Genomic DNA, 16,183 nt, shown 5'->3' on the forward strand with positions numbered 1-16,183 from the left:
CTTCGGCACTCTCGGCCGCCGTGAGCCTGTTCCTCATCGTTTGCGCTGTGTTGGCACTCATCTGGCTGATGTGGTGCCTGTTCGCGGGAGACGACGACGAGAACAGCGCCCATCGAGCTCGAGCGCCGAGGCGCCGAAGGAGACGGCGCCGCCGTCCCAGTCGGTATCGATACTGACACGCGACGCGCGGTCGGCACCATCCGATCTCTTGTGCCTGGTACAGCGCTCCAGTGCATCAAAGCTGGTGGTTGAGCCGACTTGGCACGCTGCGCTCGTCGCCACCAGTTCCGGACGCTCGTCCATAGGCAGGTTTCCGTCACTCATGCCGCGCTATTCGCTAGCTTCTGCCCCCGCTCGTCAGCGAGGGGACCCGAGACATGGACGATGAAGACGCAAATCCGTACATTGCCGACTTGTACAACCGCTATTTCCAAAGGCACCAGTCGTTTGCGGTCTCACGCATGCACAACGAGTTGCTCCGCGAGATCGATGAAGCTCGACAGCGAGGGGTATCCACGCTTCTTGCGCGGCACGTTCCCGTGGAGCCTCTTCCGTATGGCGTACAACAATTGGAGTTGATACGAGGCGACGGAAAGTACAGCGGCGACCAAGTGATCGTCGGGCCCTCGATGGCAGGTGTCCACACGAGCGATCCCGACCTCTCCGTTTGCATTCGAATCGACAAGGACGTTGCGCAAGAACTCATGCTCGACCTTGAAGACGGAAACGAGATCATGACTGCCGCGTTCTTCGACGGCGTAATCGTGCTACCGACTGATTTCAATTCGCCCGACGCAACATGCGGCGGAGGCATCTTCCGGGCGCTGCCACCGCATCGCCAGTTCGTGGAGTGGTTCTACGATCACGATGAGCGCGAAGAGCTTTGCCGCCTCGTTCGGGCTGTCGCAGAGTCCAAGGGAATGAGTCCTGACGAGCGCCGACGATGGCTCGAGAAGGAGACGGGCAACGACCCCGGATCGCAGTTCGCCGCAGAGTAGCTCTGTCGGGCTCCGCGACGGCGAGTGTCACCTCCTGACGCGAGCGCCAGCTACGCCGGCGAGCCCTACTCCTCGCTGGCGTCCTGCGGTTTGTTGGGCTTGGGACGCGGCCGGAACGCGTTCGTGGGCACATCCGCAGGGCCGACACCGGCTTTGGGGGTATAGACGCCCAAGGGGAGGCGTTGCGCCACTTCGGCTGGCGGATCGCCCTTCTGCTCATCCTTGGACATCTCATGCACCCTTCCGGCCCGAAGCCGCTAGCGGCATGAATTCTAGTGACTCAATGTCGGCCCATTTGAGGAGGATGCCGCCGTTGAGCCAAACGAATTCGTCTTCATCTTCTCCGAACGCGGGCTCGCCCGTGTCTTGGTCGAACTCGACCGCGTAAGCGATGTAGATGTCTTGATCGGGTCCTTCTGGGCCCACGTAGGAGGAAACAGGCGATGCTCTGGCATAGAGACCGCCGACCCAGCGCCCGGATCGAAGCCTGCACCGGATGAATCCCGGCTCGCGTGCTTCGAACAGCGCATCCCACGCTGTCGGGGCGCGGTTGGGCCCGGGCAGCTTGGACACAACCCGCTGCAGGATCGGTCGGCGAAGCGCTGACCTGAGCCGGACGCGGAATGGCTTTCGACGTACATGCTCCATCGAGTTGCGGGATCGCATTAGTAACCCGAGCCACCAACCAACTGCAGCCGGCACGGCGAGGTACGCGACGGGTGCGAGGTAGACAAACCACGGAAGCGCATTCCCATCGGTGAAGTCGTCCCAGTAGGACGAGACCACCCAGTGCAACGGCCATGCGCCAACAGCGAGACAGACGGCGGAGAGCCCGGCGAGACGCAGCAGCCAGTCCTTGAGCCGCCGCCCGTATCTCTGGACGTGACGCTCGAAGCCCCAAGCTGCGAAGGCGCCTGGCAGGAGCACAACCAAGAGCAACAGGGCAGCGTCGTAGCCGGTACTCACAGTTTCACTCTCCTCAACCTCTCTGCCCACCACGACATGTCGCCGTCAGACGACGGGCACCGCGTGAAGCCGATACGAATACCATCTCGCAGCGAACGCGGCCTCCACATTTTCCAGAGGCCGCGCGCGGAGCAGCGTGATAGCTGCAAGATGGCACCCACGACGGGTCGGAGGGTTGAGTGAACGCGCGGACTCACGGCGAGATGGTCGACTTCATCTGGAGCATCTGCAACCTGCTGCGCGGTCCGTACAAGCGCAACGAGTACCGCAAGGTGATTCTCCCACTGACGGTTCTGCGTCGCTTCGACTGCGTGCTCGCCCCTACCAAACAGGCCGTGCTCGATGCCTACGGAAAGTACGCCAAGCAGAGCGAGAGCCTTCGCCACGAGATGCTCAAGCGAGCCGCCGAGCAGACCTTCTATAACACGTCACGCCTGGACTTTCAGCTCCTACTCGATGACCCGAATCTGATCGCCCAGAATCTCAACGCCTACATCGCAGGCTTCTCGCCCAACGTCCGCGAGATCATGGAACGCTTCGATTTCGGTGCCCAGATCGCCCGTATGGACGAGAAGAACCTGCTGTTCCAAGTCGTCCGCAGCTTCTCAAGCCTCGACCTCTCTCCAGCGCGTATGGACAGCTCGCAGATGGGGTACGTGTTTGAGGAGCTGATCAGACTCGGTGCGGAGCAAGCCAACGAGGAAGCCGGGGAGCATTTCACGCCCCGCGAAGTGATCCGCCTAATGGTCAGCCTCTTGCTGACGTCGGAATCAGATCTCGCCAAGCCTTACGTCGTCAAGACGGTCTACGACCCCGCCTGCGGCAGCGGCGGGATGCTCTCGGAGGCCGAATCGTTCCTTCGCGGGCACAACGAGGACGCCAATCCGCGGCTATTCGGCCAAGACTGGAACGACGACGCTTGGTCCGTGTGCCGCTCGGACATGCTGATCAAGAACCACGACGCCGACCGCATCATCTTGGGCGATTCGTTCACTGCGGATGGCTACTCAGGCTGGACCTTCGACTACATGCTCGCCAATCCGCCGTTCGGCGTCGAGTGGAAGCAACAGCGGTGGTTCATCGAGAACGAACGCGACACGCAAGGCGCCAACGGACGATTTGAAGCCGGCCTGCCGCGCGTCAACGACGGCGCGCTGCTGTTCCTGCAGCACATGCTGCGGAAACGGCAGCCGGTGGAACCGGACGGCTCCGGCGGCAGCCGAATCGCCATCGTGTTCAGTGGATCTCCATTGTTCACCGGCGATGCCGGAAGCGGCGAGAGCAACATTCGGCGCTGGATCATCGAGAACGATTGGCTCGAGGCAATCGTTGCGCTGCCCGACCAACTGTTTTACAACACCGGTATCTCTACGTATGTCTGGGTGCTCACGAACCGCAAGGAAGATCGGCGACGCGGCAAGGTGCAGCTCATCGATGGTCGGCAGTTCTTCGAAAAGATGCGCCGCAGCCTCGGCAACAAGCGCAATGAGCTGTCGCCAGTCCAAATCGACGATCTCACGAGCATTCTCGGCAACTTCGCCGATGGCGAGACATGCGACATCACCGACGAAGACCCAGTCAATCATCAGCCTCGGACCCAGCCCCGTGTTGTCAGCAAGGTGTTCGCCAACGAAGACTTCGGGTACCGCAAGATCACTGTCGAGCGTCCGCTGCGCCTGAGTTTCCTGGCGACCGCTGAGCGCATCGGGCGCATCGAAACTGAGCCCGCGTTTATGAAGCTCGCAACGAGCAAGAAGAACCCGGGTCCAGCGCACGATGCCGAGATTGTCAAGGGCGAACTGCGCCAGCAGCAGCTGCGCGACCTTCTCGACGCGCTCGCTGACAGAACTGCTGGACAACTCATTGCTGATCGCGATGAGTTCCTCGCACGGTTGCGGCTTGTCGAGGAGAGCCAGCAGATGCGTTTGACAGCAGCTGAGCGGCGAGCTGTGGTTGCGGCATTGGGCGAACGCGATCCGAGTGCTGAACCCTGCCATGACAAGCACGGGCACGTGCCTGACCCCCGGCTACGCGATACCGAGACGGTCCCGCTCACAGAGGACGCCGACGAGTACATGCGGCGGGAGGTGCTGCCACACGTGCCCGACGCGTGGGTGGATCACAGCAAGACCAAGATCGGGTACGAGATCCCGTTCAACCGTCACTTCTCCGTCTACGAACCGCCTCGACCGCTCCAAGCAATCGAAGCCGATCTCAAGATGCTCGAGGCCGAGATCGCCCAGTTGCTCACTGAGGTCACTACGTGAAGCAGCCTTATCCAAACTACCGCAACTCAGGTAACAGCTGGATCGGAGAGATCCCGACGCACTGGAGCATCACGGACCTCTGCCGCGTCGGTTCGTTCTTCAAGGGCGGCGGCGGGACGAAGGAAGACGAGGCGGAGGAGGGATACCCCTGCGTCCGGTACGGCGACCTCTACACCCGTCACGACTTTCACATCAGGGAAAGTCGCTCGCGCATCAGCCCAGAGCGCGCCGCTGCATACACGAAGCTGCAGCACGGAGACCTACTGCTTGCCGGATCGGGCGAGACGCTGGAAGAAATCGGCAAGTCCGCCGTGAATCTCCTTCGTGAGCCAGCCTTCTGTGGCGGCGACGTCGTCATCTTTCGTCCCGAGGTTGACATCGACGCCACCTACTTGGGCTACGCCGCAGACTGCGCCCCATCTCGCCACCAGAAGTCGTGCATGGGTCGCGGTGTCACTGTGATGCACATCTACAGCAAGGAACTCAAGTATCTCGCCATCCCTGTACCGCCCTTGGAAGAACAGAAGCAGATCGGCGCGCACCTCGACTATGTGTCCGCTCGCATCGATGAGCTTGTTCAGCGAACCGGCTTCAAGGATCGAGGCGACCAAGCAACGGGCGCGGTAGGTGCGCTGATAGAGCGGCTTCAGGAGTACCGAACCGCCATCATCGCAGCTGCGGTGACTGGGAAGATCGATGTTCGGGATGTAGTGGCGGAAGGGTCCGAGGACGCAGCGTGAAGTCAGAACAAGCCGATGAGGCGGCACTCGAATCGACAATCGTGTCGATGCTGACTGACGTGGGGTGGGCCGAGGGCGACCGCGCTGAGTGGGACGTCGATTTGGCACTGTTCCCAGCCCGCGTCGTGGCATTCCTGCAATCTGCCCAGCCGGAACTCTGGGCAGAGATGGCTGCGCTACATGGCGGCGACCTAGAGGACAGGATTATCGCGACGTTGGCACGCGAACTCGACAAGAAGGGCACGCTCGATGTCCTTCGCCACGGATTCAAGTTCTACGGCAAGACACATCGACTCGCGTGGTTCAAGCCAGCGCACAGCCTCAACCCTGAAGCGGTGCAGCAATTTGCCAGCAACGAGTTGTCCGTCACCCGCCAAGTGCGGTGCCACCCGGGTGAAGCCGACACAGTGGATCTGGTCATGGCGCTCAATGGAGTGCCAGTGGCCACCTGCGAACTGAAGAATCCGTCATCGAATCAGCATTGGCGCGACGCCGTGCGGCAGTACCGCGAGGACCGCGACCCCAATGCACCGCTGTTCAGGTTCCGCAAGCGGGCCCTCGTGCACTTCGCTGCTGATACCGAGCAGGTCCACATGACGACGCGCCTTGCGAAGGCCTCGACGCGTTTCTTGCCGTTCAATCGCGGCAGCCATCCGGGTGAAGTGACATGCGGAGCCGGCAACCCCCAGCACCCATCCGGGTATCGGACCGGCTACCTCTGGCAGGAAGTGCTCGAGCGCGAACGCTTCTTGGAGGTCATCGGCTCCTACATGTTCCTCGAGCGTCGCGACGAAGCGGTCTCGGACCACACGGGCACGCGCACCGCCCCACGCGAGACGCTGGTCTTTCCTCGCTTCCACCAGTTGCATGCCGTCGAAGCGCTCGTCGAGACTGCACGGGCAGAGGGACCCGGTCACAACTACCTCATTCAGCACTCCGCAGGCAGCGGCAAGACCAACTCGATCTCATGGCTCGCCCATCACCTGTCCAGCCTGCACAGCACCAAGGACGAAAAGGTCTTCAACTGCGTCTTGGTCATCACTGATCGACGTGTGCTTGACGCGCAACTGCAGCAGGCGATCTATCAGATAGAGCACGCACAAGGCGTCGTGCAGGCGATTGACCAGGATTCCCAGCAGCTCGCCCAGGCCCTGGTGGATAACACGAAAATCGTCATCACCACATTGCAGAAGTTTCCGTTTGTCATGCGCCAGCTGCTCCGGCTCGCCGGTGCGGATTCAGGCGAGACGCCCGATGCGAGCGAGCATGCCCAAGCGGCCGAGTGGGCCAAGAAGCTGGCCTCACGGAAGTACGCGATCATCGTCGACGAAGCACATTCGAGCCAGACCGGTGAGAGCGCCCACGACATGAAGTCGCTGCTCGGTGCCGCAGGCGCGACCGGCGACGAAGCTCCGGAAGACTGGGAGGACGGCCTCAACGCTGTCGTGGCTTCACGCGGCCGGCAGCCGAACCTGAGCTTCTTCGCGTTCACCGCCACGCCGAAGGGAAAGACGATCGAGCTCTTTGGTCGGCCTGGGTCAGACGGCAAGCCGGAGCCTTTCCACAGCTACAGCATGCGCCAGGCCATAGAGGAAGGCTTCATCCTCGACGTTCTGGGGAACTACACCGACTACGACACCTTCTACCGGCTGGTCAAGACCGCCGAGGAGGATCCCCAGTTCCCTCGGCGTGAAGCGGCGAAGAAGCTCGCGAGGTTCTCGCAGCTACATGCCCATCGGCTGGAGCAACAGACGTCAGTCATCATCGAGCATTTTCGAGAACATGTACGGCCATGCATGGGCGGCAGGGGGAAAGCGATGGTGGTCGCATCGTCCCGCCTGCATGCCGTGCGGTACATGGAGACGTTCACGAAGTACATCGATGAGCAGGGCTACGAGGATGTGAGACCGCTCGTGGCCTTCAGTGGCGCTGTCTCGGTTCCCGGGCTCGACGCCGAATACACCGAACCCAAGATGAACATCGATGTCATCACCGGCAAGCCAATCAGCGAGTCTGCGTTGCCTGAGAGATTCGCCTCGCCGGACTACCAGATTCTCATCGTCGCTGAGAAGTACCAGACGGGTTTCGACCAGCCTCTGTTGCAGGCCATGTACGTCGATAAGCGTCTGAGCGGCGTCCACGCGGTGCAAACCCTGTCGCGGCTCAACCGAGTCGCCTCCGGCAAGCAGGCGCCGTTCGTGCTCGATTTCGTCAACAGCCACGCCGACATTGCGGCTGCATTCGCTCCGTACTTCGATGTGACTCAGCTGCGGGAAGCCTCGGACCCGTACCACCTGGAGAAGCTGAAGCACGACCTCAACGAAATGCAGGTGTACTACGAGACCGAGATTGCCGAGTTCGCTCAGGTGTTCTACCTGCCACTGAACAAGCAGCGGCCGAGCGATCACGCCCGGATCGAGACCGCGTTGCAGCCTGCAGTTGATCGCTTCGCTGACCTCGACGCGGAATCACAGGTCGTCTTCAGAGACCGGCTCAACGCATACGTGAGCCTCTACGCCTTCTTGAGCCAGATCATCCCCTACGCCGACTGCGAGCTTGAGCGGCTCTATTCGTACGGCCGAAAGCTGCTGCCGCACTTACACGTAGGCGGAGACTTCACGCCAATCCATCTAGATGGCGACGTTGACCTCGAGTACTACCGGCTCCAGCGCATGTCCTCGGGTGCGATCAGCCTGAACGACGAGGTTGACGCATCGGTCGCCAGCCCGACGGACGTCGGCACGGAACTGGCCGAAGACGACACGGCGCCGCTGTCGGAGATCATCGAACTGCTCAACGACCGCTTCAGCACCGATTTCACCGAGAGCGACCGGTTGTTCCTGCAGCAGATTCAGGAAGATGGACTCTGCGAGGAGGCCATCCGAGAAACGGCTCGCGCAAACGACTTCGACAAGTTCCGCCTCGGAGCGTTCGATCGCGTCAAGCAACTGCTGATTGCTCGTCTCGCCGGGAACGACTCCATCGTCGACAAGTGTCTCAGCGACGAGGAATTCGGCGAATTCGTCATCACCGGCATCCTGCAGAGCATCTTCGACGCCGTGCAGGCCACGTCGTCCACATCGAGTGGTGGCGACTGATTCTCGCTGTTCTCCAGAGCACTCATCGACGGCGAAGATTCGGCACAGTCAGCAGCTCGGGTTGAGAGCCCGAGTTCGCGAAGCGAGCGATAGTGAGGCGTTCACCGTGAAACGTCTTGCCGAGTGCCCAGACCTCGTCGACCTCTGAGAACTCAACCCCACCCAGTTCCGGTGCCGAGCTGGGCATATCGGGTTCGCATGCCTCTTCCAACTGTCCGAGAGCGTTGAGAACATCCAGAACGACAACAAGCCACCGATCTCCGTCGACGTTCCTGAGCTGTCCCCAATCTTGCTTCTTCTCGATTGCGTTCCGAATGACAGGCACCAAGTGATCCGCCCCACCAGCCATGAAGCCTGACTCGGTCGTCATTGTGTGCACGTAGATCCCGCCGATGGTGCCCTCCCGGGGAGTCGCTGGCGGGCTCAGCACTCGTGCCTCGCGCGGTTCCAGGTCATGCAGCAGAAGATCTTCGATGTCGGGCGGGTACCAATAGTCACAAACCGGCATGTAGTCGTGCCGAAGCCACTCCTCCAAGGACTTGTCCCTCGGACACTCCAACGCCCACTGGCGCATCGGGCCGCCAGACGAGCTCAAATGGGGGTGATACGGCGCGGGATCGAGGACTGCGAACGCGCGGCGCATCATCATCTCAGGTGATCCGCCCTGACTCTCGACGCGAGCGAGCGCCATTGAAAGTGCAGCGACCAGGGCCTTGAGCCGGCGACCGCGGCGCGCCCGCTCATCCGAATGCTCGTCAGCGATGGCCACCTGCCACTCGAACCTCAACCTCGCGTCTCGGTAGGGCTGCATCTTCTTGGCGGCTCCACGCAATTCCCGGTCCGCTCGTCTGGTGGCCAGCGTCACCTCTGCGAACACCGTTCGGCCATCCGCCAGTTCCAACCGGAGGTCCGGAGTTCGCCCATTCGTTTCAGGCAACCACTCGTGGCGAGAGATTTCCTCGACCTGACAAATCGCGTCGAGCGCGGCGATCTCCTCGGCACGGCGATCAAGTTGTGCCATCGGTCTACCCGTGTTCTCGAACTCCAACGCCGAACCTACAACCGGGCTGCAGCGCTGGGGCCGCTCGAACGCAGCAGGTCAGCCGGCCACTAGAGCCAAGTGGGCACTTCGAATCGGTCCCTACCCTCCGAGCATGGCCACCAACCTCATCCCGCCCTTCGAGCCAGCAATCGTCGAAGGCATCGCCGACGTCTTGGGCGAGACGCAGTACGGACTGACTGGAAGCGAGATTGCCCGCACTCTCGCTGCGGTACGCATTCCCGACGTGAGCCCCACCATCACCAAGCGCCATCGGCTACGGGAGGCCCTTGCGGCCAGACAGGCTCAAGACGGCGCTGGCAACTGCGTCGTGGCATTCATTCGGGAAGCGATGTCGCCGGTCAAGTACCGGAATGACCCCGCTCTACGTAGCCGTAGGCAAGACGACCTCAACGAGGTACTCATACACACGGGGTTGCGGGTCAAGGACGATGGCCAAGTGGCGCGCCTACGAGAAGGCGCTGCGACGACGCTCGACGAGGCGGCTCGGCGAGCGGGCAAGCTACGTACCGAGCTGCGTCGACGCGGCACCCATCCCGATGTCCTGCGCTACTGCACTGATGAACTCCTGCAACGGGACAACTTCCACGCAGTGCACGAGGCGGCGAAGAGCATCCCAGACCGTCTTCGGGTGCTCACGGGTCGCGTAGACGATGGCGCGGACTTGATCAATGCAACGCTCACTCCATCCAGCGGTCCCGTGGTCGCCATCAATGCGGGGCGCACGCCGTCGGATCGCAGCGAGCAATCAGGCCTCGCGAACTACGCGATCGGGCTGTTGAGCCTCTACCGCAACCCGACATCTCACGAGACAAGGCTGCGCCGCAAGGTAGACGACGACGAACTGCTCGAGGCACTAACGGCGATCTCCATGGTGCATCGAAGGCTCGACGACGCGACGGTCGCGCAAGCCTCCTGACACCACCCTGGCGCTACTGCAGGCGAAGAGCCGACTTCGGGCCCATCCGCTGAGACTCAAGGCGGCCGCGCCTGTCGAGAGCGTGACACGTCGCTGGCGGGACCTAGCATTCGGTCGAGCGGCACCAGGGAGTGGATGCGATGGCACGTCTCGATTCCGCGCATCCCGACAACGTCGAAGGCCCGTGGTTCGTCGACACCCGCTGCATTGGCTGCGACGTGGCCCGGCACTGGGCGCCGGGGCTCATCGAGATGGACAGCGACGGGCGCTCATACCTGGCCCGCCAGCCGAACGGCCCTGAGGAATCTGCTGCGCTGTGGCGGGCTGCCGAGGCGTGCCCTACTCAGTCGATCGGCAACATGGAGATCCGCCGACCGCGTGAGCCATCGTTCCCCCACCAGATGACACCAGGCGTCTGGGCGCTGGGCCACAACGCCCGGTCCTCGTTCGGGGCGCACTCGTACCTTGTCGAACGACCCGACGGGAACCTCATGGTGGACTCGCCCCGCTACCTGCGCAGCCTCGCCGAGCGGATCGACGACTTCGGCGGCATCGGGCATGTGCTGCTCAGCCATCGAGACGATGTGGCCGATGCCGACAAGTGGGCCGAGCGCTATGGCGCGCAGGTGTGGATCCACGCAGCCGATGCCGACGCGGCGCCCTACGCCACAGTCGTTTTGGAGGGCACGGGTCCCACCCAGGTGTCGCCGGGCGCCGCCGCCATACAGGTGCCTGGCCACACCGAAGGCTCGGTCGTCTTCCACATCGACAACCGGTGGCTGTTCACCGGCGACACGCTGCACTGGAACCACCGCCGGGGCGAACTCGATGTCACGCCTGAGCAGACCTTCTACTCATGGGCCGCCCTCGCCGACTCGATGGACCGTTTGTCCGCGTTGCGCGCCGAGTGGGTGTTCCCGGGTCATGGCATGTGGCACCAAGTCGGCGCCGAGCTCTACGCCGCACAGATGGCTCGCCTGGGCGCCGACATGCGCCAAGTCGGCCAAGCCGGGTGGGCGCGACGGCCCGACGCCGCCTTCAACTGGGAGTGAGCACCGCAGCTCAGGATTGCCAGCCAACGCTCTGCGTCAGCGCAGCACCTCGCCGCGCCCGCCGGCTCAGCCGTGCTGGTCGGGGCCGGCCTTGGTGATGTGGAAACGGACGAGGCAGCGCTGGTCCTCCACCATTGCGCGGCGGTAGTCGTCCCAGTCGGGGTGCTCGCCCTGCAGAGTCCGGTAGTACTCGACCAGCGGATCGAGCGCCGACTCGCCGGAGATGATCTCGGCCTGGCACTCGAGCTGGACCCAGCGGCCCAGCCACTTCCGGGGAAACACACAGAGCCACGACTGCGGATCACGGCGCAGGTTCTTGGTCTTGAATGCCGTCTCCCGGGTGCTCATGACCACCGCGTCGTCCACAACGGCCAGCGTCACGGGCGACAGCTGCGGGCTGCCATCGGGAGCTTTGGTGGCCAGCACAGCCTGGTCGTTGTTGCGGACATAGTCGAGGCCCTGGGAAATCTCCATTACGGCAGCCTCGCATACACGGCCCCGTGAAGCCGGAGCGGCACTCGGGTGCAGCTCGGCGAGTTTCGCGAGACTGCCGCCATGAAGATCTCTGCCGCTTTCCCGCCCGTACCCGAGACGCCAGACCACATCGTGCTGGCCGAGGAGCTGGGCTACGAGACCGCCTGGGTGTACGACACCCCGGCGCTGCAGCTCGACGTCTGGATGACGCTCGCGCTGGCCGGCGTCCGCACGGATCGCATCCGGCTGGGTCCGGGCGTGCTGATCCCCTCGCTGCGCCACCCGATGACGACGGCTTCAGCCATCGCCACGCTGGTCGGGCTCGTCGGGCCCGAACGAGTCATCATCGGCGCAGGCACCGGCTTCACCGGCCGCCGAGCGATGGGCCAGAAGCCGCTGCGCTGGGCCGACTTCCCGCAGATGATCGCCGACACCCAAGCGCTGCTGCGAGGCGAGATCGTCGAAGTCGACGGCAGGGCGGCGCGCATGCTGCATTGGCCGGGCCAAGCCGTCGAGCGGCCCATCGAGGTGCCGTGGATCGTCGCCGTGAACGGCCCACGAGGCCTCGCTGCAGCGGCGGAGATGGGCTGCGGCGTGTTCACCTCTCGGCCCCGCCCCGACGCCGACTACGCCGGCATCGACGACGTCATCCTGCTCGGCTTCGGCACGATCCTCGACGACCACGAGACGATCGACTCGCCGCGGGTGCTCGACACCGCCGGACCAGGCGTCAGCGTCGCGTACCACGCATTCCTCGAGCAGCGCGACGCCCGGCTGGACTCGTTCCCCAACGCCGATCGCTTCGCCCAGATCACCGGCGACATGGATCCCGACACCCTCCACCTCTCGCTCCACGAAGGCCACCTCACCCAGCTCAACGCCATCGACCGCCAAGTGCTCACACCCGAGTCGCTGCGCATCGCCCCCTTCGTATGCCACGCCGCCGAGGTCCCCGAACGCATGGAACGACTCGCCGCCGCCGGCATCACCGAGGTCGCCTTCCAGCCCATGGGTGACATAGAACGCGAGCTCCGAACCTTCGCCGCAGCCGCTGGCCTCTGCAGCTGAACCGCCGCGGGCGCACCGGCCGGCAACCGCCATCTGGCAACATCAGGGCGATGAACCCGGCCCAGCGGGATGACGCCATCGAGCGCGCAGATGTCGACGACCCTGACTTGCTGAGCCTTGCGGGTTCGGCGATTGACTCACCGTTGACCACCGCCGAGCTCTGCCGCGTCGTCGGCAGCCGGGTCCGCGAACTGCGCCAAGCGTTGAACATGACCATGTCAGCGTTCGCCAACGACGCCGGCATCTCGCTGGGGATGCTCTCCAAGATCGAGCACGGCCAGAGCGCACCCAGCCTCTCCACGCTCGCGCGTCTGGCCGGAACGGCGAGAGTGCCCGTGACCGCGCTGTTCCGAGGCCTCGACGAGGAGCACGACCTGGTCATCGTGCGCGCGGGCGAAGGCCACGAGATCCACCACGATCGCGGCGGACCCGACCGGCTGTACCAGGATCTCGGCACCCTGCGAGGACCGAATCGGGTCATCGAGCCGATGATCACCACCATCACCGAGCCGGGCGGCGTCTTCCCGCTCTACCAGCACCCCGGCGTGGAATTCCTCCACGTGCTCGAGGGGTCGCTCAACTACGGCTACGGCGGCAAGTCCTATCTGCTCAACACGGGCGACACCATGCAGATCCACGGCGAGGTGGCCCACGGCCCGGTGGAGCTAGTCGAGTTGCCAGTCCGGTTCATCTCCATCAAGGTGTACCCCGCCAGTGAATCGCGCGGAGCGGCAGGGGGATGAGCCGATGGGCTTGATGTTCGTAGCCGACTGGATCAGCGACACCGGCTTCGCGCGTCGCAGCCTGCTGCTGTGGATCCTGCTGGCCGCAGCGGTCGGCCTCGCCTACTGGGAATGCCGCGAGCGCGGCTACCGGCAGACCGTCCTGCTGTGGTGGGTGTCATTCGTGGCCATCACGCATGTGGTGGGCTACGTCATCCTGCGCTTCGTCGTGCGCCCGCCGCGCGACGCCTGATCTCGACAAGTTTGGACGCCGATATGTCAGACGACTCCGCGACGCCGGACTACCCCAGGGGATTCTTCGAGCGGCTCAGGGTGGCGCCGGGACGCCCCCTCTTGCTCGTGGCAGTCGGGCTGATCCTGGTGGTCCTGTTCCTGCGGGGAGGCTGCTCGGGCGTCGAGATCGAGCAGAATCAGGCCATCGTCACGGCTCGAGCAGCCCTCGACGAGCATCCCGAGGCTTTCGTCCCGGAGAACACCGAAGCCAAACTGCTCCGCCAGGGTTTCCCGCCCACACCCATGTGGGTCGTCGTGTTCACGGTTCCGGACCCCGAAGGAGACTCGGAGCAGTTCCTGCAGCATGCTGCGGTTTGGGTGCACGCCGGAACCGGGGAGCTGCGCCAGATCAACGTCGGCCAACCAGACGACGGCTGACCGGCGCGGCGTGATCGGCCGCGCCCGGGACACACCGATCGGCCGAGCATCGCGCGCGCGTGACCAGCCGGTCTCGCCCGCAAATCGCCCACGACGTTCAATATCAACCCATCGGGCGGATGATGTTCCGCCGTTCATTGCAAACGTGTTACGGTCTCCCCCAACTTGGTCTGGCCCTGGGTTGCTGGGGATCCAAGCGCAAAACAACAACGGGGGGAGGCGCGATGGACACTTCCATAGTGTTCACAGAGGCGTACTACTTCTTCACCGTCGCCATCATGTGGCTATTGCACGTCGGCTTCATGACCTATGAGGCCGGCGTCAGTCGTCGCAAGAACATCATGTCGACGGCGATGAAGAACATCATGACGATTGCCGTCGTGACGCCGACGTTCTATTACGTCGGTTGGTACGTGTACTTCTGCATGCAGGAAGGCCTGAAGTTCACCGGGAGTGCCAATGGCAACAGCCCGGCAGGACTCGACGGACTGTACTTCTGCGGCGACCAATACGGCTTGCCGTGGGACGGCTCCGCAGGACCGAACCTAGGTGACAACATCACCGGCGTCTTCTGGGCAGCCTTCGTGCTGTTCTCCTGGACGACCGGCTCGATCATGTCCGGTTCGGTACTGGAGCGAATCCGAATCTCGGCGTACCTCTGGCTCACCGCTCTCATGGGCGGCATCGTCTGGGTGGTCGCGGCCGCCTGGGGCTGGAGCTACGGCGGCTGGCTGGTGACCCACTTCGGTTACCACGACTTCGCCGCATCGGGCGTGGTGCACGGCGTCGCCGGCATCTTCGCCCTCGGGGTGCTCTTCAACCTCGGGCCGAGAATCGGGCGCTACGACGCGAATGGCGGGACACGGGCCTTCAAGCCCCACAACCTCCATCTCACGTTGATGGGCCTGATGATCATCTTCACGGCGTTCTATGCGTTCTACGCGGCGTGCCTCGCCATCACGGCAGACACCACGCCAGGCTGGGCGAACATCTACTTCAACCCGGCGACGCTGTCGGCGATCACGTACACCATCACGATGGGCTTCGCAGGCGGCTTCGCAGGCGGCTACATCTTCGCCAAGGGCGATCCGTTCTGGACCATCTCCGGTGGTCTGGCCGGTGTCGTGGCAGTGTCGGCAGGCGCCGACATCTACAGCCCGAACCTGGTGCTGATCCTGGCGTTCTTCTCGGCTGGTCTCGCCTACCACGTGGGCAACTGGATCGAGCAGAAGGCTCGCATCGACGATGCCGTCGGTGCGGTGTCAGTGCACGGCGTCATGGGATTCTGGGGTGTGATGCTCATAGGCATCTTCGCCGGCGGCTACCCGACAGGGCCCGCCGGGGTGACCACCACCTTCCTGGGCCAGCTCGTGGGTGCAGCGGCGATCTTCGCACTGTCGTTCGTCACGGGTTACGTCGGATCTTGGATACTCAAGCAGTTCAACCTGCTGCGGGTGCCACCCGAAGTGGAGGTCGAGGGCCTCGACATGGCCGAGTTCGAGACGGACTTCTATCCGGAGTTCGGCCGGGCTGCCGAGCCCATCATCCACGCCGACGGGTCAGAGGGGTCTGCAGAGGAGACTCTGCGGGCCGACCTCGCCGCCAATCGCTAGCGCATCGTGTCCGGCTCATGGCTGCAACTCGTTTTCGCTCTTGCCTTTATGTACCTGCTGGTGATGGCCGCCGGGTTCTGGGGCAAGCGGAAGCGGGCGCAGCAAGAGCAGGCAGGACACGGTCGACAGGAACACTGACCTCGTTCAGGACTAAGGAGGACTGAATGAACACCTTCCCATACGACAGTTGGGAAGCCGCTCTCGAAGCAGCCGACGGCACCACCGGGTACTTCACCTGGGGTCCCGGTGGCAACACCGCCTCGATCGTCCTAGCCATCATCGGGATCGCCGTTTCGGTGGTCTCGGGATTCCTAGTGACGATCCGGGAGGACCGTCTGCTGAACCACGCGGCCGACCGGCTGACCGACAAGTACAGCTAGCCCAGGAGGACTGACATGGCACGCAGAAAGCAGATCCAGTTCCAGGGCCTGCATGGGCACAACAAGGCGGTCGAGATGGGCGTGGTGCTGTTCACCATCGCCTGCATCGTCTTTGCCATCATCGCAGTTCAGGTCGTCGGCTGACGCTGAACGC

Annotated in this window: 17 protein-coding genes; 13 read left to right on the top strand and 4 right to left on the bottom strand. The window is 63.4% G+C overall.

From position 1 onward, the window contains the following. Window positions 1-377 precede the first annotated feature (377 nt). The gene (locus ACOGI5_RS02450) at window positions 378-998 is read left to right on the top strand and encodes a hypothetical protein (protein ID WP_419862887.1); all 621 of its coding nucleotides are present in this window, start codon (window positions 378-380) and stop codon (window positions 996-998) included. A gap of 65 nt (window positions 999-1,063) precedes the next feature. Here the strand turns inward: ACOGI5_RS02450 and ACOGI5_RS02455 are convergent, their stop codons facing one another. Both ACOGI5_RS02455 and ACOGI5_RS02460 read right to left on the bottom strand, forming a co-directional pair. Continuing rightward, a complete protein-coding gene (locus ACOGI5_RS02455) occupies window positions 1,064-1,228 on the bottom strand; it encodes a hypothetical protein (protein ID WP_419862888.1) in 165 nt (54 codons plus the stop codon). Window position 1,229: 1 nt separating this feature from the next. Continuing rightward, window positions 1,230-1,964, bottom strand: coding sequence for a DUF6338 family protein (locus ACOGI5_RS02460; RefSeq protein WP_419862889.1), 735 nt, complete (start codon window positions 1,962-1,964; stop codon window positions 1,230-1,232). A gap of 179 nt (window positions 1,965-2,143) precedes the next feature. Between ACOGI5_RS02460 and ACOGI5_RS02465 the strand changes: the two genes are divergently transcribed. The 3 genes from ACOGI5_RS02465 to ACOGI5_RS02475 are packed head-to-tail and all read left to right on the top strand — an operon-like array spanning window position 2,144 to window position 8,069. Continuing rightward, window positions 2,144-4,231, top strand: coding sequence for a type I restriction-modification system subunit M (locus tag ACOGI5_RS02465; RefSeq protein WP_419862890.1), 2,088 nt, complete (start codon window positions 2,144-2,146; stop codon window positions 4,229-4,231). Continuing rightward, on the top strand, window positions 4,228-4,971 hold the full coding sequence (locus tag ACOGI5_RS02470) for a restriction endonuclease subunit S (RefSeq protein ID WP_419862891.1): 744 nt from the start codon (window positions 4,228-4,230) through the stop codon (window positions 4,969-4,971). The genes ACOGI5_RS02465 and ACOGI5_RS02470 overlap by 4 nt, the downstream gene beginning before the upstream one ends. Continuing rightward, the gene (locus tag ACOGI5_RS02475) at window positions 4,968-8,069 is read left to right on the top strand and encodes a type I restriction endonuclease subunit R (RefSeq protein WP_419862892.1); all 3,102 of its coding nucleotides are present in this window, start codon (window positions 4,968-4,970) and stop codon (window positions 8,067-8,069) included. Before ACOGI5_RS02470 ends, ACOGI5_RS02475 begins: the two co-directional genes overlap by 4 nt. 22 nt (window positions 8,070-8,091) lie before the next feature. On the opposite strand, the gene ACOGI5_RS02480 is transcribed toward ACOGI5_RS02475, so the two are convergent. Continuing rightward, window positions 8,092-9,090, bottom strand: coding sequence for a hypothetical protein (locus ACOGI5_RS02480; RefSeq protein WP_419862893.1), 999 nt, complete (start codon window positions 9,088-9,090; stop codon window positions 8,092-8,094). A 133-nt stretch (window positions 9,091-9,223) separates the two neighbouring features. Here ACOGI5_RS02480 and ACOGI5_RS02485 point away from each other — a divergent pair, with 133 nt between their 5' ends. Together ACOGI5_RS02485 and ACOGI5_RS02490 are read left to right on the top strand one after the other, a co-directional pair. Then, the gene (locus ACOGI5_RS02485) at window positions 9,224-10,048 is read left to right on the top strand and encodes a TIGR02391 family protein (protein WP_419862894.1); all 825 of its coding nucleotides are present in this window, start codon (window positions 9,224-9,226) and stop codon (window positions 10,046-10,048) included. 140 nt (window positions 10,049-10,188) lie between these two features. Further along, window positions 10,189-11,100: an MBL fold metallo-hydrolase gene (locus tag ACOGI5_RS02490; protein ID WP_419862895.1), complete on the top strand. Its 912-nt coding sequence runs from the start codon at window positions 10,189-10,191 to the stop codon at window positions 11,098-11,100. Window positions 11,101-11,166: 66 nt separating this feature from the next. Here ACOGI5_RS02490 and ACOGI5_RS02495 read toward each other — a convergent pair whose 3' ends face one another. Then, entirely contained in the window at window positions 11,167-11,574 is a 408-nt protein-coding gene (locus ACOGI5_RS02495; RefSeq protein WP_419862896.1) for a PPOX class F420-dependent oxidoreductase, read from the bottom strand. A gap of 81 nt (window positions 11,575-11,655) precedes the next feature. On the opposite strand from ACOGI5_RS02495, the gene ACOGI5_RS02500 reads away from it, so the two are divergent. From ACOGI5_RS02500 to ACOGI5_RS02530, 7 genes are all read left to right on the top strand, one after another. Further along, the gene (locus tag ACOGI5_RS02500) at window positions 11,656-12,642 is read left to right on the top strand and encodes an LLM class flavin-dependent oxidoreductase (RefSeq protein WP_419862897.1); all 987 of its coding nucleotides are present in this window, start codon (window positions 11,656-11,658) and stop codon (window positions 12,640-12,642) included. 50 nt (window positions 12,643-12,692) lie between these two features. Then, entirely contained in the window at window positions 12,693-13,385 is a 693-nt protein-coding gene (locus ACOGI5_RS02505) for a helix-turn-helix domain-containing protein (protein ID WP_419862898.1), read from the top strand. A gap of 4 nt (window positions 13,386-13,389) precedes the next feature. Then, window positions 13,390-13,617, top strand: coding sequence for a hypothetical protein (locus ACOGI5_RS02510; protein WP_419862899.1), 228 nt, complete (start codon window positions 13,390-13,392; stop codon window positions 13,615-13,617). A gap of 23 nt (window positions 13,618-13,640) precedes the next feature. Then, window positions 13,641-14,036: a hypothetical protein gene (locus ACOGI5_RS02515; protein WP_419862900.1), complete on the top strand. Its 396-nt coding sequence runs from the start codon at window positions 13,641-13,643 to the stop codon at window positions 14,034-14,036. Window positions 14,037-14,260: 224 nt separating this feature from the next. Further along, window positions 14,261-15,649 (top strand): ammonium transporter, encoded by a 1,389-nt coding sequence (locus tag ACOGI5_RS02520; protein WP_419862901.1) that lies wholly within the window; start codon window positions 14,261-14,263, stop codon window positions 15,647-15,649. 164 nt (window positions 15,650-15,813) lie between these two features. Next, window positions 15,814-16,029, top strand: coding sequence for a hypothetical protein (locus ACOGI5_RS02525; RefSeq protein ID WP_419862902.1), 216 nt, complete (start codon window positions 15,814-15,816; stop codon window positions 16,027-16,029). A 15-nt stretch (window positions 16,030-16,044) separates the two neighbouring features. Further along, window positions 16,045-16,173, top strand: coding sequence for a hypothetical protein (locus ACOGI5_RS02530; RefSeq protein WP_419862903.1), 129 nt, complete (start codon window positions 16,045-16,047; stop codon window positions 16,171-16,173). The last annotated feature ends 10 nt before the right edge of the window (window positions 16,174-16,183 follow it).

The sequence above is a fragment of the Candidatus Poriferisodalis sp. genome, assembly GCF_965208925.1.
In the GTDB taxonomy this organism is placed as follows: Bacteria; Actinomycetota; Acidimicrobiia; order Acidimicrobiales; family Poriferisodalaceae; genus Poriferisodalis.

Excerpts from the sequence above, each read along its gene's own strand:
- ACOGI5_RS02450 (WP_419862887.1), top strand. The coding sequence starts at position 378 with ATGGACGATGAAGACGCAAATCCGTACATTGCCGACTTGTACAACCGC.
- ACOGI5_RS02455 (WP_419862888.1), bottom strand. The coding sequence starts at position 1,228 with ATGTCCAAGGATGAGCAGAAGGGCGATCCGCCAGCCGAAGTGGCGCAA.
- ACOGI5_RS02480 (WP_419862893.1), bottom strand. The coding sequence starts at position 9,090 with ATGGCACAACTTGATCGCCGTGCCGAGGAGATCGCCGCGCTCGACGCG.
- ACOGI5_RS02485 (WP_419862894.1), top strand. The coding sequence starts at position 9,224 with ATGGCCACCAACCTCATCCCGCCCTTCGAGCCAGCAATCGTCGAAGGC.
- ACOGI5_RS02490 (WP_419862895.1), top strand. The coding sequence starts at position 10,189 with ATGGCACGTCTCGATTCCGCGCATCCCGACAACGTCGAAGGCCCGTGG.
- ACOGI5_RS02495 (WP_419862896.1), bottom strand. The coding sequence starts at position 11,574 with ATGGAGATTTCCCAGGGCCTCGACTATGTCCGCAACAACGACCAGGCT.
- ACOGI5_RS02500 (WP_419862897.1), top strand. The coding sequence starts at position 11,656 with ATGAAGATCTCTGCCGCTTTCCCGCCCGTACCCGAGACGCCAGACCAC.
- ACOGI5_RS02505 (WP_419862898.1), top strand. The coding sequence starts at position 12,693 with ATGAACCCGGCCCAGCGGGATGACGCCATCGAGCGCGCAGATGTCGAC.
- ACOGI5_RS02510 (WP_419862899.1), top strand. The coding sequence starts at position 13,390 with ATGGGCTTGATGTTCGTAGCCGACTGGATCAGCGACACCGGCTTCGCG.
- ACOGI5_RS02515 (WP_419862900.1), top strand. The coding sequence starts at position 13,641 with ATGTCAGACGACTCCGCGACGCCGGACTACCCCAGGGGATTCTTCGAG.
- ACOGI5_RS02520 (WP_419862901.1), top strand. The coding sequence starts at position 14,261 with ATGGACACTTCCATAGTGTTCACAGAGGCGTACTACTTCTTCACCGTC.
- ACOGI5_RS02525 (WP_419862902.1), top strand. The coding sequence starts at position 15,814 with ATGAACACCTTCCCATACGACAGTTGGGAAGCCGCTCTCGAAGCAGCC.
- ACOGI5_RS02530 (WP_419862903.1), top strand. The coding sequence starts at position 16,045 with ATGGCACGCAGAAAGCAGATCCAGTTCCAGGGCCTGCATGGGCACAAC.